The organism is Halalkaliarchaeum desulfuricum (genome assembly GCF_002952775.1).
Lineage (GTDB): Archaea > Halobacteriota > Halobacteria > Halobacteriales > Haloferacaceae > Halalkaliarchaeum > Halalkaliarchaeum desulfuricum.
On sequence record NZ_CP025066.1, the window covers coordinates 559140 to 579387 of the forward strand.

The 20248-nt window shown below is 59.7% G+C and carries 20 protein-coding genes and 2 CRISPR repeat arrays (1 of these 22 running past the window's edge); of the genes, 15 read left to right on the top strand and 5 right to left on the bottom strand.

The window, feature by feature from the left end; translation table 11 throughout:
• Positions 1 to 437: a CRISPR direct-repeat array (repeat unit 37 nt; unit sequence GTTTCAATCCCGTGCTGGGTTTTCTCCCTGCTGCGAC); it begins 1566 nt to the left of the window's first position.
• Positions 438 to 562: 125 nt separating this feature from the next.
• Positions 563 to 1213: a CRISPR-associated CARF protein Csa3 gene (csa3, locus tag AArcSl_RS02740; protein WP_119814686.1), complete on the bottom strand. Its 651-nt coding sequence runs from the start codon at positions 1211 to 1213 to the stop codon at positions 563 to 565.
• Between the two features lie 126 nt (positions 1214 to 1339).
• Between csa3 and cas6 the strand changes: the two genes are divergently transcribed.
• The 11 genes from cas6 to AArcSl_RS02795 all read left to right on the top strand — a co-directional run bounded on the left by cas6 (position 1340) and on the right by AArcSl_RS02795 (position 14681).
• Positions 1340 to 2233: a CRISPR system precrRNA processing endoribonuclease RAMP protein Cas6 gene (gene cas6 / locus AArcSl_RS02745; RefSeq protein ID WP_119814689.1), complete on the top strand. Its 894-nt coding sequence runs from the start codon at positions 1340 to 1342 to the stop codon at positions 2231 to 2233.
• A complete protein-coding gene (gene cas10d, locus AArcSl_RS02750) occupies positions 2226 to 4724 on the top strand; it encodes a type I-D CRISPR-associated protein Cas10d/Csc3 (protein ID WP_119814692.1) in 2499 nt (832 codons plus the stop codon). Before cas6 ends, cas10d (AArcSl_RS02750) begins: the two co-directional genes overlap by 8 nt.
• Positions 4721 to 5164 (top strand): type I-D CRISPR-associated protein Cas10d/Csc3, encoded by a 444-nt coding sequence (gene cas10d / locus AArcSl_RS17565; RefSeq protein ID WP_119814695.1) that lies wholly within the window; start codon positions 4721 to 4723, stop codon positions 5162 to 5164. The genes cas10d (AArcSl_RS02750) and cas10d (AArcSl_RS17565) overlap by 4 nt, the downstream gene beginning before the upstream one ends.
• Positions 5161 to 6156, top strand: coding sequence for a type I-D CRISPR-associated protein Cas7/Csc2 (gene cas7d / locus AArcSl_RS02760; protein WP_119814698.1), 996 nt, complete (start codon positions 5161 to 5163; stop codon positions 6154 to 6156). Before cas10d (AArcSl_RS17565) ends, cas7d begins: the two co-directional genes overlap by 4 nt.
• Positions 6157 to 6160: 4 nt before the next feature.
• Positions 6161 to 6868 (top strand): type I-D CRISPR-associated protein Cas5/Csc1, encoded by a 708-nt coding sequence (cas5d, locus tag AArcSl_RS02765; protein WP_119814701.1) that lies wholly within the window; start codon positions 6161 to 6163, stop codon positions 6866 to 6868.
• On the top strand, positions 6865 to 8970 hold the full coding sequence (gene cas3, locus AArcSl_RS02770; protein WP_119814704.1) for a type I-D CRISPR-associated helicase Cas3': 2106 nt from the start codon (positions 6865 to 6867) through the stop codon (positions 8968 to 8970). Before cas5d ends, cas3 begins: the two co-directional genes overlap by 4 nt.
• Positions 8967 to 9575 (top strand): CRISPR-associated protein Cas4, encoded by a 609-nt coding sequence (cas4, locus tag AArcSl_RS02775; protein ID WP_119814707.1) that lies wholly within the window; start codon positions 8967 to 8969, stop codon positions 9573 to 9575. The genes cas3 and cas4 overlap by 4 nt, the downstream gene beginning before the upstream one ends.
• Positions 9572 to 10576, top strand: coding sequence for a CRISPR-associated endonuclease Cas1 (gene cas1, locus AArcSl_RS02780; protein WP_119814709.1), 1005 nt, complete (start codon positions 9572 to 9574; stop codon positions 10574 to 10576). Before cas4 ends, cas1 begins: the two co-directional genes overlap by 4 nt.
• 2 nt (positions 10577 to 10578) lie before the next feature.
• A complete protein-coding gene (cas2, locus tag AArcSl_RS02785) occupies positions 10579 to 10851 on the top strand; it encodes a CRISPR-associated endonuclease Cas2 (RefSeq protein WP_119814712.1) in 273 nt (90 codons plus the stop codon).
• Between the two features lie 110 nt (positions 10852 to 10961).
• Positions 10962 to 13466: a CRISPR direct-repeat array (repeat unit 37 nt; unit sequence GTCGCAGGAGTCAGAAAACCCGAACCGGGATTGAAAC).
• Between the two features lie 96 nt (positions 13467 to 13562).
• Positions 13563 to 13787: a hypothetical protein gene (locus AArcSl_RS02790; RefSeq protein ID WP_119814715.1), complete on the top strand. Its 225-nt coding sequence runs from the start codon at positions 13563 to 13565 to the stop codon at positions 13785 to 13787.
• Positions 13788 to 13988: 201 nt separating this feature from the next.
• On the top strand, positions 13989 to 14681 hold the full coding sequence (locus AArcSl_RS02795; protein WP_119814718.1) for a hypothetical protein: 693 nt from the start codon (positions 13989 to 13991) through the stop codon (positions 14679 to 14681).
• A gap of 28 nt (positions 14682 to 14709) precedes the next feature.
• Here AArcSl_RS02795 and sppA read toward each other — a convergent pair whose 3' ends face one another.
• Together sppA and AArcSl_RS02805 are read right to left on the bottom strand one after the other, a co-directional pair.
• Positions 14710 to 15720: a signal peptide peptidase SppA gene (sppA, locus tag AArcSl_RS02800; RefSeq protein WP_119814721.1), complete on the bottom strand. Its 1011-nt coding sequence runs from the start codon at positions 15718 to 15720 to the stop codon at positions 14710 to 14712.
• Between the two features lie 85 nt (positions 15721 to 15805).
• The gene (locus AArcSl_RS02805) at positions 15806 to 16729 is read right to left on the bottom strand and encodes a coiled-coil protein (RefSeq protein WP_119814724.1); all 924 of its coding nucleotides are present in this window, start codon (positions 16727 to 16729) and stop codon (positions 15806 to 15808) included.
• Positions 16730 to 17054: 325 nt separating this feature from the next.
• Here AArcSl_RS02805 and AArcSl_RS02810 point away from each other — a divergent pair, with 325 nt between their 5' ends.
• The 4 genes from AArcSl_RS02810 (at position 17055) to AArcSl_RS02825 (ending at position 19332) form a co-directional block, all read left to right on the top strand.
• Positions 17055 to 17429: a methylglyoxal synthase gene (locus tag AArcSl_RS02810; RefSeq protein WP_119814727.1), complete on the top strand. Its 375-nt coding sequence runs from the start codon at positions 17055 to 17057 to the stop codon at positions 17427 to 17429.
• Between the two features lie 86 nt (positions 17430 to 17515).
• Entirely contained in the window at positions 17516 to 18145 is a 630-nt protein-coding gene (locus AArcSl_RS02815; RefSeq protein ID WP_119814730.1) for a helix-turn-helix domain-containing protein, read from the top strand.
• Between the two features lie 160 nt (positions 18146 to 18305).
• Positions 18306 to 18773 (top strand): DUF7332 family protein, encoded by a 468-nt coding sequence (locus AArcSl_RS02820; protein WP_449267270.1) that lies wholly within the window; start codon positions 18306 to 18308, stop codon positions 18771 to 18773.
• A gap of 100 nt (positions 18774 to 18873) precedes the next feature.
• A complete protein-coding gene (locus AArcSl_RS02825; RefSeq protein ID WP_119814735.1) occupies positions 18874 to 19332 on the top strand; it encodes a PaaI family thioesterase in 459 nt (152 codons plus the stop codon).
• A gap of 3 nt (positions 19333 to 19335) precedes the next feature.
• Here the strand turns inward: AArcSl_RS02825 and AArcSl_RS02830 are convergent, their stop codons facing one another.
• Positions 19336 to 19797, bottom strand: a complete 462-nt coding sequence (locus AArcSl_RS02830; protein ID WP_119814739.1) for a DUF5790 family protein — start codon at positions 19795 to 19797, stop codon at positions 19336 to 19338.
• A gap of 73 nt (positions 19798 to 19870) precedes the next feature.
• Complete coding sequence (locus AArcSl_RS02835; protein WP_119814742.1) at positions 19871 to 20218, bottom strand: dihydroneopterin aldolase family protein; 348 nt, start codon at positions 20216 to 20218, stop codon at positions 19871 to 19873.
• Positions 20219 to 20248: the final 30 nt, after the last annotated feature.

Consider the following 20248-nt stretch of genomic DNA (forward strand, 5'->3'; position numbering starts at 1 on the left):
CAACCCCGTTCAGGGGTCTGTTCCTTCCGTTGTTTCAATCCCGTGCTGGGTTTTCTCCCTGCTGCGACCCGGCTGAGAACCGGATTCGAGGGACGCTGCAAGAGGGTTTCAATCCCGTGCTGGGTTTTCTCCCTGCTGCGACTCTTTGTTGTCCTCGATCTGCGGGAGCATCAGCGGCGTTTCAATCCCGTGCTGGGTTTTCTCCCTGCTGCGACCCGACTCGCTCCCCGGCTCGGACCGAGACCGATCCGTGTTTCAATCCCGTGCTGGGTTTTCTCCCTGCTGCGACATCAGTGGATGTTGTGCAGTGCTCGGGCTGTGTTCTGTTTCAATCCCGTGCTGGGTTTTCTCCCTGCTGCGACTCGATCGTGTTCAGTGTCTCCCCGAACTCCTCGACGCTGTTTCAATCCCGTGCTGGGTTTTCTCCCTGCTGCGACAGGGGGTCAAAATCCGTCTAGAGAGGCAATAAATCTTGTTCCAGTAGTGGATTTCGATGACTCGTTCGTGGACGGGGGCTATACCGCCCATTCAAAAAGGTCCACGAAGTCGTCCTTCCCTGATGCTATTCCGATCGGCGAAGCAGACGACCAGTCTGAGACAGACAAACGTACTTCGTGTTGTTCTCGAACCGAGTATCAACGACTTCCACGCCGGCCAAATCATCCACGTGGCGACTGACAGTGCTCTTACTCTGATCACTTTCACGCGCTAATTCAGGGAGTGCGATTTCCTCGTTGAACTCTGCGATCAAGTCGAAGGTGGCAACGGCACTCCGTGGGATCTGGGCCGTGAGATGTGGAATTGATACCGTCCGGACCTCCTGATCGACGTCAGTGTATTGGAAGGCACCGTCGATACTGGGAGCGTAAAGTACCGCCGCGATCATGAACGGGAGCAGCACCTCCCGCGCGCCGCCGCCGAAGTTGACGATCAGGTCCCGTTCGTCGTCGACCGCGTTCAGCACGTCACTACACTGCAACACGGTCGTCGTGAACTCACTCGTATCGACCCGTTCGGTCGAGACTGATGCGTCGGGCGCGATCTCTTCGACCATGTCCTCAACGTACCCGACGGCATCTCGTGCCCTGTCCGTATTTCCCTCGCTGGCAGGACGAACGAGGACCACTCGATCACCATCGTCGATCCCGTGCTTGATTACCGGGCGTGTCACTCTCGTCTCGTGGAATCCCAGCGTTGAGACGTACGTTCGCATCTTTCATTCGATCGTAGCCGTCTCACAAAGGCCTTGCGTCGCACTTGAGTGGGACGTGTCTTCTTTGATTTCGTTTTAATACGGCAGTATTTTTATCACAGACCCGTTCGTGTGTGGCGATATTCGATGGCAAGTGAGTTAGCAAACCAGAACGACGGGGCGGGCCGTCTCCGTCGGATCGATCTCACGCTCCGTACCGAGAAGTCGTTTCCCGTGCCTGTATCGGACGGATACACCGTCTACAGCGCACTCCTCGCGGTGCTCGAAGGCGTGGACGCATCCGTCAGCGAACGCGTTCACGACAGCGCGCTCGGGAGCTTGCACTCGAGTGGGTTGGTCGGAACGTTCGGCGGGAGTGATCGACCGCATCACAAGACGGTCCGATCGGGCGAGACGTACGATCTCTCGCTCGGCGTCGTCGATCCCGCCGACGAGGCGATCTTCCGGGCGCTCGTCTCGGGGCTGGTACTGGACGGGGATGCGATCGAACTCTCCCACGGGACGATGCGCGTCGAGAGCTTCGAGAGTGCGAACACCAGTCACGAGGAACTGATTGACGAGGCAGGGGCCTACGACGATCCGACGATCGAGGTGACGTTCCGGACGCCGACGTGCATCGGGGGATCGGGCGACGTAACGACGATGTTCCCCCACCGCTGGGCCGTGTTCAACTCGCTGCTGGGGAAGTGGAACAAGTCCTGTCCCGAGGAGTTGCAACTGGACGTCGAGCGAACGGCGATCGAGGCCCACGTGATCGAGAAACCCGATCCAGACCAGCGGAGCGGATACTGTCTCGATACCCACAGCGTGCTGGTGAGTCGCGGTGAAGACGAAGACGGCGAGAACCGTAACATCTTCAGTCAAGGCTTCACGGGCACGTGCGCGTACGAGTTCAAAGGTGCAGACGAGAGCCTGATGAACGCGTTGACGGCAGTGGCGCTGTTCGGGGAGTACAGTGGCGTGGGGGGTTCAGTTGCACGTGGTTGTGGGAGTGTAGAGGTGACAATTTCAAATGACTGACAAACGATCGCAAGAAGAGATTCTGGAATCGATCCTCGGAAACGTACGCCAAGAATCTGGCGAAGAGACAGGCGGTGATCGATCGGTTGAAGAGATCGTACTGGAGGACTTTCGAACGTCAGTTGATCCACAGATCGTCAACGCCGGCTGGGGATTTGAACCTGCCAAAAGCGTCGAACATGGGAAAACGGACCAATCGCTCCTCAATCACGTTCGGAACGGCGTGTTCGTCCTTGCACAACTGAATGACGCTGTTCGTTCGCTCGACGGATACACGCTGGACGAGGACGATTTGCGTGCCGCCATCGCACTGTTCACGATCCACGATATTCACAAACTCGATCAGGAACGCGACGCAGACCCTCAGTCTCGTTTCGACATACCTACTGAAGAGGTACAACAATATGTCGAGACGTTTGGACTCGATGACGTCGCGCCTGACCTCTCCCCCGAAGATTTCCGCTCGTGTGCGATCGATCATCACGACGACTGGACGGCGAATTACGATCAGACGACGCGTCGGTTCGACGATCTCCGTCCATTCATTCGCGTCGCCGACGGCTTTGCGTCGTGTGACACTCCCGAAGCGGCAACCGACGGGTCCGTCCAGGCGGCAATCGATCGTGCGTATCTTAAGTCGGATTTCGAACTCCGCTATCACGTCCTCGACGACGTAAAAGGAATCCTGACGAATCTTCTCAATAGCGCGATTTCGGAACGTCTCGCTTCGTTCGATTACTATCCACTCACGATCTATCAAGATGGCTGTGTATACCTCGTTCCGGGAGAGGCGGACCGCCCGACGGTAGATCAAGAATTCGTCGGGGATATCGTCGATCAGTTGCAGGTCAATATCCGGAATTCGCACCAGGCGTATGCGGAGTCTAGCGAACTGTCAGGGAATCTGGCAACGCGTTCTCAAGGATTTTATGGGATCAATGACCAGGAATTCTTCTATGCTGGGGCCGAGACAGTCGTCGGCGCAATAGTCCGCAAGGCCGTCGGGGACGCTGATCCCGAGGACGAACCCACCGATAGCATGGCCGTCTCGATGGCGGGTTTGGAACGTCACCTCCCGATAGAGATCGAACGGACGCGCAGGCCCGTCGGCTACGCGAGACTGGCGTACACCATCAAGCGAGCCTTCGTTGATCCGGTCCTCAAGGAAATCGACGACGATCGATCAGGCCTCGAAACCACGTGTGACGTGTTCGACGTCCCGCAGGCGGTCCATGAAGGGCTTCTCTCCGCAAGTGAGGACGACGATCTCTCGCCGACAGCCGGAGGAAAATGGGAGTACTCCTACGGAATCGGACAAGTACTGATCGAAGACGGTGTGATGTCCGTCGAAGCGATCAACGACCGGGTAACGACGGGTCTCGATCGACTCGCCGACGATTGGGTCGAAATCGTCGAAGAAGCCCACGCGGGGAACCTCCGGTCAGAACTCGAAGCATACGTCTCCGACGTGGTATCTATCGAGGGGCGTCCGATGCCCGAAAGCGACGCGGCACTCAGCGATCCGTTCGAGGAATACCACAACACGAGACGAGGGAAAACATGCGTTCTCTGCAACAGAGGGACGACGAGCACGCGCAAGAGCGATCTCGAAGCCCCGAAGTCACTGACGACGCTCCAGGCGGGCTATTCGAATCACATCCCCGTGGACGCAGGCAAGCCCGACGACTTGCTCGCGTGTCTCCCTTGCCAGATCGAACTTTCCCTTCGGGAGACCGGTGCGTCTCGAAGAGAAGGGGGACGGCTCTTTTTTCACCTCATACCGGACTACTTCTATACGCCGCTGTCGTGGCGGTCTTACGACGACGTGCTGAGCGATTTCAGCGGCGAAAGTCGAATCGAACTCGGACGGCTGGCCGAAGCCGTTCTCTGGCTCACCGGTGATCTCGAAGCGACAGACGTCGAGGGATTCGCGAGTGCGCTGTTCGAGACAGACTCCGGCCGACAGATGGCCGAGACCCTCGATCAGGGGTTCGATCCGGGATCACAGTTCGGGGCTCGAACGCTGGGCTATTACAAACCAGAGGACAATGAGACGGAGTTCCAGTTCTTCGGAGTGTACGTTGCCCTCGCAGTCGCGGCCTACGCCGGGCTGCGTGTGTACGTCTCGGAATCGCCGATTCCGGACATCAGAGGACGGGACTTCCAGACGTACGCCCGGATCGGAGCTGGATTCACTCAGGTCCAGGACTTCTACGGGTCCGAGATCTCGCTTTCGGACCTCGAATCTCGGTTGCGTGCTGCGTCGGCACTGATCAAACTCGGTTACGGTGCCGAGCGCAACGACGCGCTGTTCGCGAAGTTCCTCCGAGTCACTCGGAATCAGCTATTGCCCGGATCGCGATTGCTCAAGCGCATCGCGCAGGCCGATGATAGCAGTGACGCTCGTTACCTGCTGGAGGAAGCACGAGTGCTCGATCAGGAAACCGGCATCGACACGACGACCGACACATCCACACCAACCAACGAATGAAAGAAACAAGCGACACGATCTCGGAACTCGCGGCTCGCGCGTTCGACGTGATCCGGCCCGCGCCGGGCAACGACAAACCGTACGCGATCGAACGCGTGTTCCGCGAGAGCGTCAAGGCAGTCAAGGAGTTCGGTCCGCTGAATATCTCGCGGCAGGACGCGATCGACGCGGTCGCCGGACGGGTCGGGAAAGTCCCCGAACGGAGCGAGCAGGTGTATCGCGTCCCCCACGAGGACAGTACTGTGGGCGGCACATATGACGAGCGCGTCGAGCGATACGCGGAGTTCTTCGTCGATGAAGTATTGATCGGAATGTTCGACGGTAAACCATCACAATTGAAACGCCGATCGAACAACCTCGCCGACGGGTTCTATGCGGCAACGCTCCGCCTGCAGCGCGAACAGTTCGAAAACGACGCCGAAGATAACGACGACCAATGATTGACCAAAACACCTACCCCGAACTCGAACCCGGTACCGTTTCCGCAGACGAAATGACGCTCAGACCGCGGAGCAACTTCGTGAACATTCTCGTCCTGCGTGAACTCGAAAGTCACGCCATCTTCACGACGAACGGAGAAGACGCAGACATCGCGACTGTAGCGCTGAAATCCGAGGACGGCCCGATGGATTACGCTCCTGGACTGATGTTTATGCGAAAACAGACGGGGAGCGATCGTCGGTTCGGCAAGGCCCTCCAGCGTGATCTCGATCTCTTCGACGAGGACGAAGACGAGTGCACGATGCAAGTCAACGAGATGTGCCAGGACTGCGTCGAATGTATCCTCTACGGGAGTGCAGCGAGTAGCGACGAGGGAAGTGACGTTTCGATCACTTCGCGGGTGATGTACGATACAGCGTATTCACTTCGAGACGCCAGTGTGGTGATCGACGAAAAGTTCCAGAACGCACCCGGTGGCGACTACGCGAAATCCGCCGAAGCGACAATCCGGGAGCCGGATTTCTTCGAGCCAGGAACGATGTTCCCCAGCGTCATTACGTTGCGGGATGTCACTCCAGCGGAAGTCGCGTTCGTACTCGGAATCACAGCGAAGAACAAGCGCTATGGAGCCGCGACATCGCGCCTGGGCCGGGTGAACAACCGCATCCTCGGCGTGTACGTCGGGAGCGAAGAGGGGCCGGCGAACCTCGAACTCACTCGCGAAACGATCGCTCGACATCGAGCCGACGAGGAGACGGGTTACGAAACCACGATCGACGTAGTGATGGCCGAAGCACTCGATCCGTCTCGCACGGCCGATCACGTCAGCAGCGCGTTCGAGGATGCCATCGACGCGCAAGGTCTCGACCTACAAGCGGTTTCGGAAGAAACCGTCGATGACATCGTCGAGATAGCGACCGGCGACGACTTCGCGGACGTGCTCAACGAACAGCGCGATCACTCGAGAGCGTTCCTCGATCAGGCGGAGTAAAGGGATGGACGTTCTCGAAGCGACCCTTCGGACACGCGGCGAAGTCACCTTCACGTCCCGGGAGGTGGGACGCCTGGCGGACACCGAGCCGTACATTCTCAACACGGCGCTCTACTACGCGCTTGGCCTCGCGAGCGGTCGCTACGTGGACACGTCGTACGAGCCCACATACGTCGAAGACACTGCCGAGGTCACTGACGTGTACGTCTCGCCTGCGGCCCCAGTATCAGGCTCGGCACCGAACTACGTCACGACGACCTATAATGCGACGAGCGATGAGTACGCAGAAGTGAATTATTCGGCACAGGACGATCCGAACGCCAAACAGAATCTCCCATCCTACGGCCGGCGGCGATCACTCGCACACAGTACCCCACTCAGGTTTTTCGTCATCTCGCGCGGTCCTTCGGCTGATAAACTCGACGACCGATTACCGCAATACGTTCGACTGGGCAAAAAACGGGGAAAGGCTCGACTCGACATCCAACGTCGTTCCGCGACGAGAAAGTCTGGACAGTTCAGATTGAACCATCCAATCGGAGCGTACGACTACCCCACGCCACCGGAGGGAAACGTCGTCACGAAGTCGATGAAGCCGACACCGCTCGTGCTACAGGGCGACTATACGGGCAAGTACGTCAGTATCGATCGCGAAGACGACGATCGAGTTCGCTTCCCCGCTGACCTCACGTTCCTCGCCACCAAACGATGACAACACTCGATCTTTCGGGTGTGGCGTTGCAGACGCACGACGAGTCGTATCCGTTCGACGTGTCCCCGTTCGCTCATCAGCGGGAATTACAGCGATTGTTCGAAGAGAGGGATCGATTCGTCGCGGTCAACGACAGCCCGACAGGTGGCGGGAAAACGTCGTCCTGGTTGGCCCCGGTGTTCGCCAACGAGATCGACCCGATCGCGATCTATCCGACGAATGCTCTCATCGCCGACCAACAGGAGGCGATCCAACGAAAAGTCGAAGAGACCGTCGATCACGACGTCGCAGTGTTGAAAGCGACTGCAGCGACACTATCCGAGAAAAGCGACGACTTCGGACCGACGTCACACGGAGCAGTACTCGACGATTGGCTTAGACAGGAGAAACGATACAATAATCAAGTGATTCTTCTCACGAATCCGGATATCTTCGTGATGATGCGTCGTGGGCTTTACCGTAAGGGATCCCGCGAGTACAAGGATTTCGAGGTGGCGGTAGTCGACGAGTTTCACCGTGCCGGTCGAAAAGAACAGAACACGCTCAGGTTTCTGCTCGACGAAATGCAGGCCGCAGACGAGGCGGTCGTCGCACTTCGAAAGGTGGCGTTTCTCAGTGCAACGCCAGATCAGCGCCAAGAGCGACTGTTCGAGAACGCGATGGAAGCACCATACGTCCGCGTGACCGACCACGACAGTCGAGAACGGAAGTCGTACACGGAGTCACCGGGTAATGAGTGGTATAGCGTAATGCCGCCGGTCGAACTCGACGTGCGCACCGCACCGACCTTCGGCACTGGAGAAATCCTTCACGAGGAAGCAGAAGACATACTCCGGTTCTGTCGGAGTGGTAGGACGGTCGTGATGCTCGACGGCATCCACGAAGTCGGCCAAGTCCACGCGTGGCTCGACGAAGAGATCGACGGCAACGTCGAACGGATCGACGGGTTTTATGGGGAAAACAAGGCAGAAAAGCTAGCTCGGTTCGACGTACTCGTCAGCAATTCCGCAGTCGAAGTCGGCATCGACTTTGATGTCGATCGAATCCTATTCGCAGGCCACAACAGGGAAAGCTTCTTACAGCGTCTCGGCCGGCTGCGATCGGCTTCTGACTGGAAACAGGCACGCTGTTACGTCCCTCGGACAGTCGCGAATGCCCTGTCAGAATACGAGGGGCAGACGACCACACGGAGTGAACTCGATGATATCTTAGCCGATGCGTATCCCGATCCCCGCCAGCCTGCCACCTTTGACGCGAAGTATTCGGCGGCCGAGGCGTTCGAACATCTCGACGATCGCCTTCGGAATGCATCTTCGGACGACCAGCAGGCGATTGAACAGTCGACACTCGATCGGATCAAGCGACACTTCGGTGTCGGTCCAGGAGCGGACTTTTCGCTTCAGGACATGGAACGGTTCACTGAGACGCTTGATTGGCGCGTATTGACTTCCTTACAGTGGTACCGGGGCGATAATATCCAAGCGCTCGTCTACGATCGGACGAAAGATCGAGTCACAACCTACGACCTGTTCTATCTACTTCGATACGGAGATGTGAAATTTGTCGATCGAGACTCTTTCGAGCGGCTCGTTCCGTCGGATCAGCGAGCGAAAATCGATCGTCGCGAGCGATACGTTGACGGGTTCTGCGTGTACGACGGGACGATCGAGACAACTGATGAAGGATATGGTCGTAGTGTTTACTTCACTGGTGGTACGCTGAATGCCTGGATCGACGATACGTCCAACACCGGTCGAAAGCCCCAGCTCAAGTCCGGACTACAGATCGGTGTCGATCCGAACGGCAGCGGATCTCGTGTGCCGTCCATCACGAAAGTCAACGCCCGTCTGCGCGAGCGCGGCCAACGGGCGGACGCCGAGGAGTCCGGATTGGTGTGTTATGCGGTTAATGGCCCTCCGAGCCGGGTGAAACGCCAGTACGAACTTGACGACTTTTTCTTCCTCTATCCGATTCGGATACAAAATAAGGACATGCATAGCCTTGCTATTGGAATCGATGCGCTCTATCTACACTGTCATGTCATCGAGCAAGAACAACAGTTGTCCGGCAGCGATGACTCTGATTTCCTCGACAACTTATGACGAAAGCGAGCTTTCGAGACGAACTCGTTCACGTGAGTGCCCTACAGGAATACGTATACTGTCCGCGTCGATACTACTACCAGCGCTATCAAGATCAGATCGGTACCACCTATGAGTTGGTTGACGGGCGCTCGAAACACGCTGCCCAGTCACGGCGAGGGGGGTGGACGACTGAACGCTATTTTCGTTCGGACAGCCTCGGATTGCACGGGAAGATTGACCTCATCGAGAGCGATAGAGGTACACTCACTCCGATCGAACGAAAGCGGGCTGAAAGCGGAGACTACTACCCCAGCGACGAGGTACAGATCGCGGCATACTGCATGTTGCTGGAAGATGCCATCGACGAAGCTGTGAACGTCGGCTACATCTATCTGTACTCGACTGATGAACGTCATGCGATTCACATCACAGGAAAACACCGCAGCGCGGTACAGACGATCATCGATCGTATCCGATCCATGTCGATTAACTCAATTCCGTCGTTCACGAACAACACGAACAAATGTAACGGCTGTTCGGCGCGCGAGTATTGTATGCCAGCCGAAACGGCCCAACTCGAACCCGAACGCGCCCGTGGCACGGGGTGGGAGGATCACCCATGAAGGCGACGGAGGGCATGTTCGACGAGTCGGTCGTCTACGTCACCAAACAGGGAACGCAGGTCCGCACCGACGAGGGGCGGATCGTCGTCTGGGACGTCGACGCCGCCGACGATGAAGATCCGGAACTCGCCACCTATCCGAAAGAAAAGCTCGACACGATCAACGTCTTCGGGGGTGTCAACTTCACCACGCCGTTCGTCGCCGAGGCCAACGAACACGGAATCGTCCTCAATTACTTCACCCAGAACGGCAAGTACCGCGGGAGTTTCGTCCCGGAGAAGAACACGATCGCCGAGATCCGCCGGGCACAGTACGCACTCGATTACACCGAGGAACTCGCGATCGCCAAGGAGATGATCGCAGCGAAGATCCGCAACCAGCGGACGCTCCTCTCGCGGAAAGGCGTTCACGGGACGGACGTACTCAAGGACCTCGGCAAACGCGCCCGAAACGTATCGAACAAGGACGATCTCCGCGGAGCCGAAGGCGAGGCTGCCGAACGGTACTTCGATCGACTCGACGAGACACTCGTCTCGGGGTGGACCTTCGAGAAACGGACCAAACGCCCGCCGGAGGATCATATCAACTCGCTGCTGTCGCTGACCTATACCTTCATGAAGAACGAGTCGATGAGCGCGCTCCGGCAATACAACCTGGACCCGTTTCTCGGTGTTCTGCACGCCGATCGGCACGGGCGGCCGTCACTCGCACTCGATCTCGAAGAGGAGTTCCGCCCGATTTTCTGTGACGCGTTCGTGACGCGACTGATCAATCGAGGCGTGTTCACTCACGACGACTTCTCAAAAGACAACCATCTGAGCGACGACGCGTTCAAAACGTACCTTTCGAAGTTCGACGGTTTTATGCAGGAGACGCTGACCCATCCCCACTTCGAGTACGAGGTCAGTCGGCGGAAGGCGGTCCGGCAGCAAGCGATCCTGCTACGGAAAGCGATCACAGGTGAACTCACCGAGTATCACGCGCTCTCGTTCGATCGATGACCATGCGCCTAGCAATCGCTTACGATGTGAGTGACGATGCGAACCGCCGGCAGGTGTATCGAACCCTCCAGCGGTACGGGGCCTGGAAACAGTACAGCGTTTTCGAACTGGAAGTGAACAAAACCGAGCGCGTTGAACTGGAGGACGAACTCGAAGGGCATATCGATCCCGACGATGGGGATCGGATTCGAATCTATCGGCTGTGTGAGTCCTGTTTGGACGATGTCTCCGAACTCGGGGCCGAGACGCCAGACGAACAGTCGAACGTGGTGTGATCTTCGTCGACCTTTATGAAGTCTCTGTACGGCCCCAGTCGACGAACAAGAGGCTAATAATCACGGTGGGAGCAAGATTTATTGCCTCTCTCGGCGGATTTCGACCCCCTGTCGCAGGAGTCAGAAAACCCGAACCGGGATTGAAACAGTGATGGATACCTATATGTTGGGGATGCTTTAGGGAGTCGCAGGAGTCAGAAAACCCGAACCGGGATTGAAACGGATCCGATCGTCGTCTCTGAGTCGATCAATCATTGTGTCGCAGGAGTCAGAAAACCCGAACCGGGATTGAAACGGCTCGACAGCTTCGATCACTCGCATCCCTCCCGACGTCGCAGGAGTCAGAAAACCCGAACCGGGATTGAAACATCGTTGAGGTCTTCGTCATCCGGGTCGTACTGGTGAGTCGCAGGAGTCAGAAAACCCGAACCGGGATTGAAACGGTGCTTGCGGCCGGCGCGTTCGCGGCCACCATCGCGTCGCAGGAGTCAGAAAACCCGAACCGGGATTGAAACAATGTGTGGGTTCCCGCTCTCCTGAAACTCGAGAACTGTCGCAGGAGTCAGAAAACCCGAACCGGGATTGAAACTATGCGATTTGGTGTGCTGTCTCAAAAATCGCTGGTGTCGCAGGAGTCAGAAAACCCGAACCGGGATTGAAACTCGCCGTCCGACGCATCTTCGGTGTGGTCACTGTCGTCGCAGGAGTCAGAAAACCCGAACCGGGATTGAAACTCGACCGCGTCCTCGAGGAGTCGATCGAGGTCTCTGTCGCAGGAGTCAGAAAACCCGAACCGGGATTGAAACAGCGAGTCGTCGATCGCGTCCGAGTCGATACTCGCGTCGCAGGAGTCAGAAAACCCGAACCGGGATTGAAACAAGAGCCGCGAGAGCGATCGCGAGGATCGCGACGTCGCAGGAGTCAGAAAACCCGAACCGGGATTGAAACATCTCGAGCTCGACCGAGTCCGTTGTTACGTCCTCGTCGGTCGCAGGAGTCAGAAAACCCGAACCGGGATTGAAACAGCTCTCTTTGCCTCCGGAGACCATCTCCCGTCTCGTCGCAGGAGTCAGAAAACCCGAACCGGGATTGAAACGTCGCAATCCTGACGTCGGTACTTCCACACTCGGGAGTCGCAGGAGTCAGAAAACCCGAACCGGGATTGAAACCCGATGGCTCAATTCCTAAAACAGTCGATCCGAAGGTCGCAGGAGTCAGAAAACCCGAACCGGGATTGAAACGATCGAGGATGTCCAAGTGACCGGACTCGGCAGCGGTCGCAGGAGTCAGAAAACCCGAACCGGGATTGAAACAATTTGACCTCCTCTCCGTCGATATCGACCGGGACGTCGCAGGAGTCAGAAAACCCGAACCGGGATTGAAACAAAGCGAGCGTCTCCGGACCATCTCCCCGTCTCGGAGTCGCAGGAGTCAGAAAACCCGAACCGGGATTGAAACTGATCGAGGAAGTTCGAGTACACAGGCGCCCGACTGTCGCAGGAGTCAGAAAACCCGAACCGGGATTGAAACCGCGACTTCGACGCCGAGATGGAGGCCGCCGAACGTCGCAGGAGTCAGAAAACCCGAACCGGGATTGAAACAGAGTAGCGGAAAATATTGCCGTTTGTCCACGCTGGTCGCAGGAGTCAGAAAACCCGAACCGGGATTGAAACATCTCGATGAGTGCAAACGAATCGACGATCGACCGGTCGCAGGAGTCAGAAAACCCGAACCGGGATTGAAACACCTGGAGATCGTCGACGGCGAGGCGTTCGAGCCGTCGCAGGAGTCAGAAAACCCGAACCGGGATTGAAACGTTTACACGGGGACTTATACTTACGGGGTCGCGACACGTCGCAGGAGTCAGAAAACCCGAACCGGGATTGAAACTCTTCGATGTACTGCTCGTACACGTTAACCGTGTCGCAGGAGTCAGAAAACCCGAACCGGGATTGAAACCGATCATCGAGCCGTTCAATGATACGGCACCGTCAGGTCGCAGGAGTCAGAAAACCCGAACCGGGATTGAAACATCGGCGTCCGGCGGTTCGCGTTTTTCGGGCGAACGGTCGCAGGAGTCAGAAAACCCGAACCGGGATTGAAACGCTTTGTCCTCGAGACTGGGCAGTTCACGATCGTGTCGCAGGAGTCAGAAAACCCGAACCGGGATTGAAACACGTATCACGAGCGGATCTATTCGGAGCTGTGGGGCGGTCGCAGGAGTCAGAAAACCCGAACCGGGATTGAAACCTCCAGCCGGTCGCTTTCCGAGCTGTAAAACCGGAGTCGCAGGAGTCAGAAAACCCGAACCGGGATTGAAACAGCATGAGGCTATCACGCCGCGCGAAGATACAGAAGAGTCGCAGGAGTCAGAAAACCCGAACCGGGATTGAAACTGCTGACCTGATCGCCACGGAAGGCAACACCGGCCCGTCGCAGGAGTCAGAAAACCCGAACCGGGATTGAAACCGAGAGTGAACGATCTGCGCGTCGAGATCGCTGTCGTCGCAGGAGTCAGAAAACCCGAACCGGGATTGAAACCGATCGCGATCGGCCTCGGATGGGTTGAACCGGTCGTGTCGCAGGAGTCAGAAAACCCGAACCGGGATTGAAACAGATCTCCGACGAGAGCGCCCGGCGCGAGGGCGAGGTGCAGAAGTCAAAAAAAACCAGACAACACCTATTTGTGAGTAGTCGGCGATAAATGCAGTATGCGTTCTCGATTCGAAACCGCGTTCAGCCGAGCGAAGTACGCAGCGATCGGGGCGGCCGTCGGGGCGGCGCTGGGAGGCATCGTGGGCCGGAACGCGGCCAGCACCGGCGGCGCCGTCGGCGGTCTGGTCGGCGCGACGCTCGGCGAGGCCCGCGTCACGGCCGGCAGCGCCCTCTCTGGACTCCGAGAGAAAGCTACGGACCAGTCGTCCACCGCCGACTGACGCGTTTCGGCCGGCGACCGATCCCGGGCGGTTTCGGCGGTCGCCGCGTGGACAGCGTCGAACGACCGTACCGCCAGATCTTCGACGTACGTTGCTGCAGAGATAAGGTATCGGTTGCCCTCACAGCAGCAATCGCAGTACGGCCGTTTTGCTGTTTCACCCTACCGAAAGTATATCACTCGCCCGGCGAACGAAGCCGCCATGGCCGGTGCCACAATCGAGTTCTGGTTCGAGTCTCCAGCGGACGAAACGCGGTTCCTCAGGGAGTATCTCGCCCCGACGTGGCCCCGCTTCAACTCCAGCGAGAGCTGGGAAACCGGCTGGTTTTGGGCATACGGGCAGTTCCAGCCGTACGACTCGGGTCCCGACGGCGGCCTCGTGCGTCTCGTGTTCGAGGGTGACCCCGACGCGTTCGTCCACGCGGAGTCCGACCGCTGGGTCGAGTTCGAGGGGCTCGTCGACTGGGAGCTGTCGAGAGACGACGAGAAGGGATACGACAGCCTGCTCGAACAGCAGCGCGAGGCGAAAGGCGTCGTCGGCGACGAGTGGGAGTACCGCCTGAAACCCCTCGTGTCGGAGTTTTCGCTGGCGTATCTCCGGGCGTTCGAGGAACCCCTGCCGGTGGTCGGCGAACGCAGCGAGGACAACCCCGTCGGGTTCGGGTTCTGGGCAGTGATCCACTACGCGATGATCCAGTGTGGCCACGACTGGGACGACGAAACCGACGCGTGTCTGATGGCCATGAAAAACCGCCTGGAGTCGATCGCCGCCTACCGGGGCGCCGACGCGGCCAGGGAGGAGTACGAGCGACTCCTCCAGGAGTGGCAGGACCACCGGGCGGAACTGGAGCGCTGGCTCGAGGATCACCCCACCGGGGAAACGACGGTGGAGTGACCCTCGCTACACGGAGATGTGATCCCCGTTACAGCCGGAGTTCGGGCGGCTCCTCGCCGACGATTCGGTCGGCGATGCCGGCACCCAGCGCGTAGGCGACGCCCCGGGCGCCGATGCCGATCCGCTCGGGGAGCGACCGCTGCGGTTCGAACCGCTGGACGCGCGCCTCGGTGGCGTCGATTAACCCCTCGACGTGCTCGCGAACGTCATCGCGGGTGCCGAGATCGTCGACGAGCCCGAGCTCGTGGGCCTCCTCCCCCAGATACACCCGCGCTTCGGTCTCCCGGACGAACTCCGGATCCAGTTCGCGCCCCTCGGCAACTCGCTCGATGAAGCTCTCGTAGAAGTCATCGGTGAGCCCCTGGAGGTACTCCCGCTCGTCGTCGTCTATCTCCTTTAAGGGCACGCCGGCGTCCTTGTACTTCCCGGCGGCAAAGCGCTCGTAGGAGAGCCCGACCTTCTCGGCCAGTTCGGCGGCGTTCACCCGGGAGCTGATCACGCCGATCGAGCCGACGAGGCTGGCGTCCCTGGCCCACAGCTCGTCACAGCCCGCCGCGATCCAGTAGCCGCCCGAGGCGCAGACGTCCGTGGCGTACGCGACGGTCGGCCCCTCGAACTCCATCGCCGCCCGGCGGATGTCGTCGCTGGGCAGTACCTCGCCCCCGGGGGTGTTCAGCTCCAGCATCAGCGCGTCGACGGCGTCGTCGGCGTCGGCGAGTTCGATCTGTTCGACGATGTCGTCGGCGGGCGTTCCCATCCCCCGGGCGACCGGGTTCGGGTTGCCGCCGTCGCGGGTGATCGGCCCGTCGACGCTCACCTCCGCGACGTTGTAATCCGCGATCGTCGATCGGACCACCATCGCGGCGATCCGGAGGAGAACCAGCGCGAGCACGATCGTGAGGACGATCCCGCCGAGATCGACAAGCGATTCCACGAACCAGACGAAGACGGTGTAGCCGACCGCGATCGCGGCGGCGGCGACCACGACGAACACGAGGAGGCCGACGATCGATCGGGTCCTGGGACTCGTTTGTACCATACTCGCAACTGGCCGTCGGCTCACTTAAAAGAGTCACGTCGACGACGGCCGAAAACCCACGGGCGAATCGACCGGGACGGTGCCGTTACAGCAGCCCCGTCTTCTGGAGCTTCATCAGGTCCTCGGTATCGAGGGTCTCGCCTTCCTTGAACTTCTGGTAGATCTCCTCGGCTTCCTTCTTCTCTTCTTCCATCTCCTTTTCGCGCTCTTCCTTGCGCTCCTCTTCCTCTTCCTTGTCGAGTTCGCGGAGTCGCTTCTGGACGCGCACGAAGTCCTCGTGGTGTTTGTCGGCCGCCTCCTGGGCTTCGACGAACAGCTCGTGCATCGCGTCGGCCTCGTCGCGGACGTCGTCGGCCTCGCGGTAGGCCTCGATCATCTTGTTGTGATGTTCCTGAGCCTTGTCCGCGAGCTCGGTCACCTTCTGGTGGTGTTTCGAGGCCTCCGATCGGACCTCCTCGGCCTCCTCGATGAGCCCCTCGAGGTCGCCGCTCTCGTCGAGCTTCTCCTTTTTATCCGCGAGCTTCTCGCGTTTCTCCTCGATCTTCTCGATGAGTTCGCGTTCGTCCTCCGCGGAGAGAACCTCAGTCTGCTGACGGAACTCGAGCTGCTCGATCTCCTCTTCGAGCTCCTCGATCGACTTGCCGTCGGACAGCTCCAGGTCCTGTTTCCGCTGTTCGACCTCGTCGAACAGCTCGTTCGCTTCGGCGTTGAGCTCGTTGCGTTTTTCCTTGTGCTCTTGAACCTGTTCGTTGAGCTCGTCGCGCTTCTCGCGGTGTTCCTGGGCCTCGTCGACCTTCTCCCGCGTTTTCGCGTTGAGCTCGTCGCGTTTCGACGCCCGTTCGGACGCCATCTGGTTGAGCTCGTTTCGTCGGTCCCGAAGCTGGCCAGCCTTCTTGATGAGCTGCCCCTTCGAGTCGTTTTCCAGTTCCTCTTCGGAAACGTCGACATTGTTCGATTCTTTCAATTCCGATACGTCGTACTCGTCGAGTACGTCCTGTTTCGTTACCATGCGTAGTCTGACCTCGATACCATCACCGCTCCGGACACACCAGCGGCTGCGTGGCGTGCATTCGACCGTGGGTAAGAATTCCCGATCATTTTTCGCGCGATGCCACCAGTGCCGGAGGCTTCTGGTAGTTCCCATTACAGTACACCCACATAAAAATACTTCGGTGCAATCGTGCGTGAAAACGCCTTTCACACGGGCTAAAACTCCCGTGTGAAGCACCCACAGGGAATTCACGGGATCGGAGATCCGACATAAATACTCGAGAAGTCGACGAATGCAACACGGACCGACAGCCGCTTGTGGATTCGGGGCGGACTCCGAAAGGATGCGGCTTGCACTCATTGCACACGACGAGAAGAAACCGGAGATGATCGAGTTCGCGCGAAAGCACCGCGAGGCGCTTTCCGCCTGCGAGCTGTTCGCCACCGGAACCACCGGAAAACGGCTCCGGGAGGAAGCCGACCTCGAGGTCGAACGCAAGGCCTCCGGGCCGCTGGGCGGCGACCTCCAGATCGGTGTCGCCATCGCGGAGGGGCGCTGTGACGGTGTCGTGTTCCTCCGGGATCCGCTGCGAGCCCAGCCACACGAGCCGGACATCTCGGCGCTGTTGCGGATCTGTGACGTCCACGACGTGCCGCTGGCGACGAACGTCGCCTCCGGAGAGTTGCTCGTCGATGGGCTGTTGACCGATTGCGGATAATCGCCGAAATCCCGTTGTATAGCGGGCTTTTTTATTATATGAGAATCGTCCGCGCCGTTTTGACTATCCCTTGTCTATCTGTGTGTATGACTGGACTTCGTGCGGAACTGGCCGTCACGGATCCGGGGAACTGTCCGCTCGCGTCGCTGTCGCGGGACGTCTCCGGAACGCTCGAGAACGTAAACTGGACACGGTCGAACGGGGGCCCCGTAACCGAGGAGTTCTCCACCGACACCGAACTCGACAACGAGAACTCGGTTCCGGTGTTCTCGGAGGGACACAAGCAGACCTACCACATCGAACGCGACACGGATCCGTGTGCGTGTGAACTCGTCGAGGAGGCGGGACACCCCCTCGCGAAAGTCGACGTGCGCGACGGGCGGCTCGCGCTCACGCTCAACCTCCCGGATGCGGACGCGCTCCGGGATGTCGTGGCCACGCTGTCGGAGGTCAGCGACAGCGTCGAAGTGCAGTATCTCGTCCGGGACGCAAACGAGGACGCGAGCGACCCCGTGATCGTCGATCGCGGCGAACTCACCGACCGACAACGGGAGGTCCTCGAGGTTGCGTACGCCGAGGGATACTTCGAGTATCCGCGGCGATCCAGCGCCGGGGACGTCGCAGAGAAGCTCGGTATTTCCCGCTCGACGTTCGCCGAACACCTGGCTGCCGCCCAGTCCCGACTGTTCGAGACGATCGCCGGAAACGGACACTGAGAGCACTTATTTGAGGGCCGGACGTTGGTAGGGTGATGGCCGACCCATCCGCACGGGAACCGGCCCCCGTTCGCCGGTCCCTTCGTTTCGGAAGGCCGCAGTCCTGTTCGTCGGAGCCGCACTCGTAGTCGCTTCGCTGCTTCTGCTGACGGGAGTCGCCATCGGAACCGCAGGGGCTACAGGAGCCGCAGGGGCTGCCACCGAACCGGCCCCGGACGTCGACGACCGGACTGCCGTCGAAACGGGTGAATCTGTGACCGACACCGAAGTTCCCGACTCTGGCTGTTTCGCTGGCGAGGGCCGAGCGTTCTCGATCGGAACGGAGGGGCCACGGATCGCGATGCGGCTTCATCTGTCGGTGTTGACCGATCTCGGCGAGCCCGGCTCCTTCGGTGTCGAACTCGCGGGATCGACCGGGCAGTTCGACGTGGTCCACCTGGTCGCTGGCGTGCAGTTTGCTGGCGTCGAAGACGCAGACCGGTTCCTGCGGGACCCCTTCCAGGCGTTCGACCTGGTGTACACCTACGAACTCCGACTCCCGATGCTCGCCGACACACCGGGCGTCGATCCTGTCCACACCGAAGACGAACCGCCCGTCGATGGTCCCGTCGGCGTCGCCGACTGCTGATACCGTCGCGTTCGAATCGTCGATCCGCGGGGGAGAACAACCCACAGTTGGTTGTCGACGGTTCCGCGGTCTACAAGGGATCTCGGGGAGACGAACGGGTATGGACGACGAAATCGAGGACCTCTCCCCGCTCCCCGAGGAGGCCGCAGCGATGGTCGAACACGCAATCGAACAGGAGCACGGCTACCTCTCCTGGCTCGGAACCGAGGTGACGGCGATCGAACGGGGGAAGATCGTGCTCACGGTCCCGTACGACGAGAAGCTCACGAACTCGGACGGCGAGACGATCCACGGGGGCGTCGCCGCGACCCTGATCGACACCGCCGGCGGGATCGCCCAGCAAACCTGCATCGAGAACCCCCTATCTTCGAGCGCCGCGACGGTGAACCTCAACGTGAACTACCTCCGGCGGGCGACCGGCGATCTCCGGGCTGTCGGCGAGGTGATCCGGCACGGAGGAACGATCGGCGTCAGCGATCTCCGCGTCGAGAGCCAGACGCCGGACGGGAACGTCCGCGAGGTAGTCGTCGGGCAGGGTTCCTACCGGCTGTTCCGGTAGCGATCAGTCGGCGTCGTTCGTCGCGTCGTCGGCGTCGTCGCCAGCGTCGTCGGCGTCGTCGCCAGCGTCGCCGCCGGCCGCCTCCTGGAGCGCGCCCCGAAGCTCCGGCACCGTACTCGTGAGCAGGGTGACGTCCTCCCGGGCGGCCTCGATCGTCTCCAGCAGTTCCGACAGCTCCTCGAGGTCGGCCTCCAGGTCGTCGGCGTCCTCGAACGCGTCGGCGCGTTCGCCCATCGTGTACCACTTCTTGGCCTGCCGGAGCTCCTCGGCGGCGTCGCCGACATCGAGCGCCGACTTCAATCCGTTGAGCGCGCCGAGCACGTTGTCCGCGTCCGTCTCCCAGACGTCCGCCGCGGAGGGCAGCTCCGCGCGGGCCGCCGCGAGGTGGGACTCGACGTCCTCGCGCATCTCGTCGGCCGCCTCGCCGAACAGTTCGTCGTCGCCGAACGTGGTCTGACTGCTCATGGCCGGCGGTTCGACGCCGACAAATGTAAATCCGCGCCCGAAAGCGAAAGTGAAATCGGCGGCTGCGTGCCGGCTACTCCCCGCGATCGACGCGTTCGAGCTTCATCAACGGATAGCCATCGGCCATCTCCATGCGGGTCTCTGCGGTGATTCCATCGTACTCGATCCGCATCGTGACGTCCATGAGCGTGCCGGTGAGTTCGGTGTAGCCGTTCCCGTGGTCGATCGCCTCGCGAACCCGGTCGTCGTCGATCCGCACGGTTACCGACTCGCAGTACGGCTGGTTTTCGATCGCCTCCGCCATCGCCGTCTCCAGCGACCGGGTGCTGTCGGGACTGACCGGCGTGCCGGCGAACTGGTGGTACAGCGTTCCGAACTTGATTCCGGCCTCGAAGCAGGCTCGCTGCGCGTCGGTGGGCATATCCGAAGCGAAACGCCCGCCCGCCTAATA

Bases quoted from the DNA above. Each gene is read 5' to 3' on its own strand.
- csa3 (WP_119814686.1), bottom strand. From the start codon at position 1,213: ATGCGAACGTACGTCTCAACGCTGGGATTCCACGAGACGAGAGTGACA.
- cas6 (WP_119814689.1), top strand. From the start codon at position 1,340: ATGGCAAGTGAGTTAGCAAACCAGAACGACGGGGCGGGCCGTCTCCGT.
- cas10d (WP_119814692.1), top strand. From the start codon at position 2,226: ATGACTGACAAACGATCGCAAGAAGAGATTCTGGAATCGATCCTCGGA.
- cas10d (WP_119814695.1), top strand. From the start codon at position 4,721: ATGAAAGAAACAAGCGACACGATCTCGGAACTCGCGGCTCGCGCGTTC.
- cas7d (WP_119814698.1), top strand. From the start codon at position 5,161: ATGATTGACCAAAACACCTACCCCGAACTCGAACCCGGTACCGTTTCC.
- cas5d (WP_119814701.1), top strand. From the start codon at position 6,161: ATGGACGTTCTCGAAGCGACCCTTCGGACACGCGGCGAAGTCACCTTC.
- cas3 (WP_119814704.1), top strand. From the start codon at position 6,865: ATGACAACACTCGATCTTTCGGGTGTGGCGTTGCAGACGCACGACGAG.
- cas4 (WP_119814707.1), top strand. From the start codon at position 8,967: ATGACGAAAGCGAGCTTTCGAGACGAACTCGTTCACGTGAGTGCCCTA.
- cas1 (WP_119814709.1), top strand. From the start codon at position 9,572: ATGAAGGCGACGGAGGGCATGTTCGACGAGTCGGTCGTCTACGTCACC.
- cas2 (WP_119814712.1), top strand. From the start codon at position 10,579: ATGCGCCTAGCAATCGCTTACGATGTGAGTGACGATGCGAACCGCCGG.
- AArcSl_RS02790 (WP_119814715.1), top strand. From the start codon at position 13,563: ATGCGTTCTCGATTCGAAACCGCGTTCAGCCGAGCGAAGTACGCAGCG.
- AArcSl_RS02795 (WP_119814718.1), top strand. From the start codon at position 13,989: ATGGCCGGTGCCACAATCGAGTTCTGGTTCGAGTCTCCAGCGGACGAA.
- sppA (WP_119814721.1), bottom strand. From the start codon at position 15,720: ATGGTACAAACGAGTCCCAGGACCCGATCGATCGTCGGCCTCCTCGTG.
- AArcSl_RS02805 (WP_119814724.1), bottom strand. From the start codon at position 16,729: ATGGTAACGAAACAGGACGTACTCGACGAGTACGACGTATCGGAATTG.
- AArcSl_RS02810 (WP_119814727.1), top strand. From the start codon at position 17,055: ATGCGGCTTGCACTCATTGCACACGACGAGAAGAAACCGGAGATGATC.
- AArcSl_RS02815 (WP_119814730.1), top strand. From the start codon at position 17,516: ATGACTGGACTTCGTGCGGAACTGGCCGTCACGGATCCGGGGAACTGT.
- AArcSl_RS02825 (WP_119814735.1), top strand. From the start codon at position 18,874: ATGGACGACGAAATCGAGGACCTCTCCCCGCTCCCCGAGGAGGCCGCA.
- AArcSl_RS02830 (WP_119814739.1), bottom strand. From the start codon at position 19,797: ATGAGCAGTCAGACCACGTTCGGCGACGACGAACTGTTCGGCGAGGCG.
- AArcSl_RS02835 (WP_119814742.1), bottom strand. From the start codon at position 20,218: ATGCCCACCGACGCGCAGCGAGCCTGCTTCGAGGCCGGAATCAAGTTC.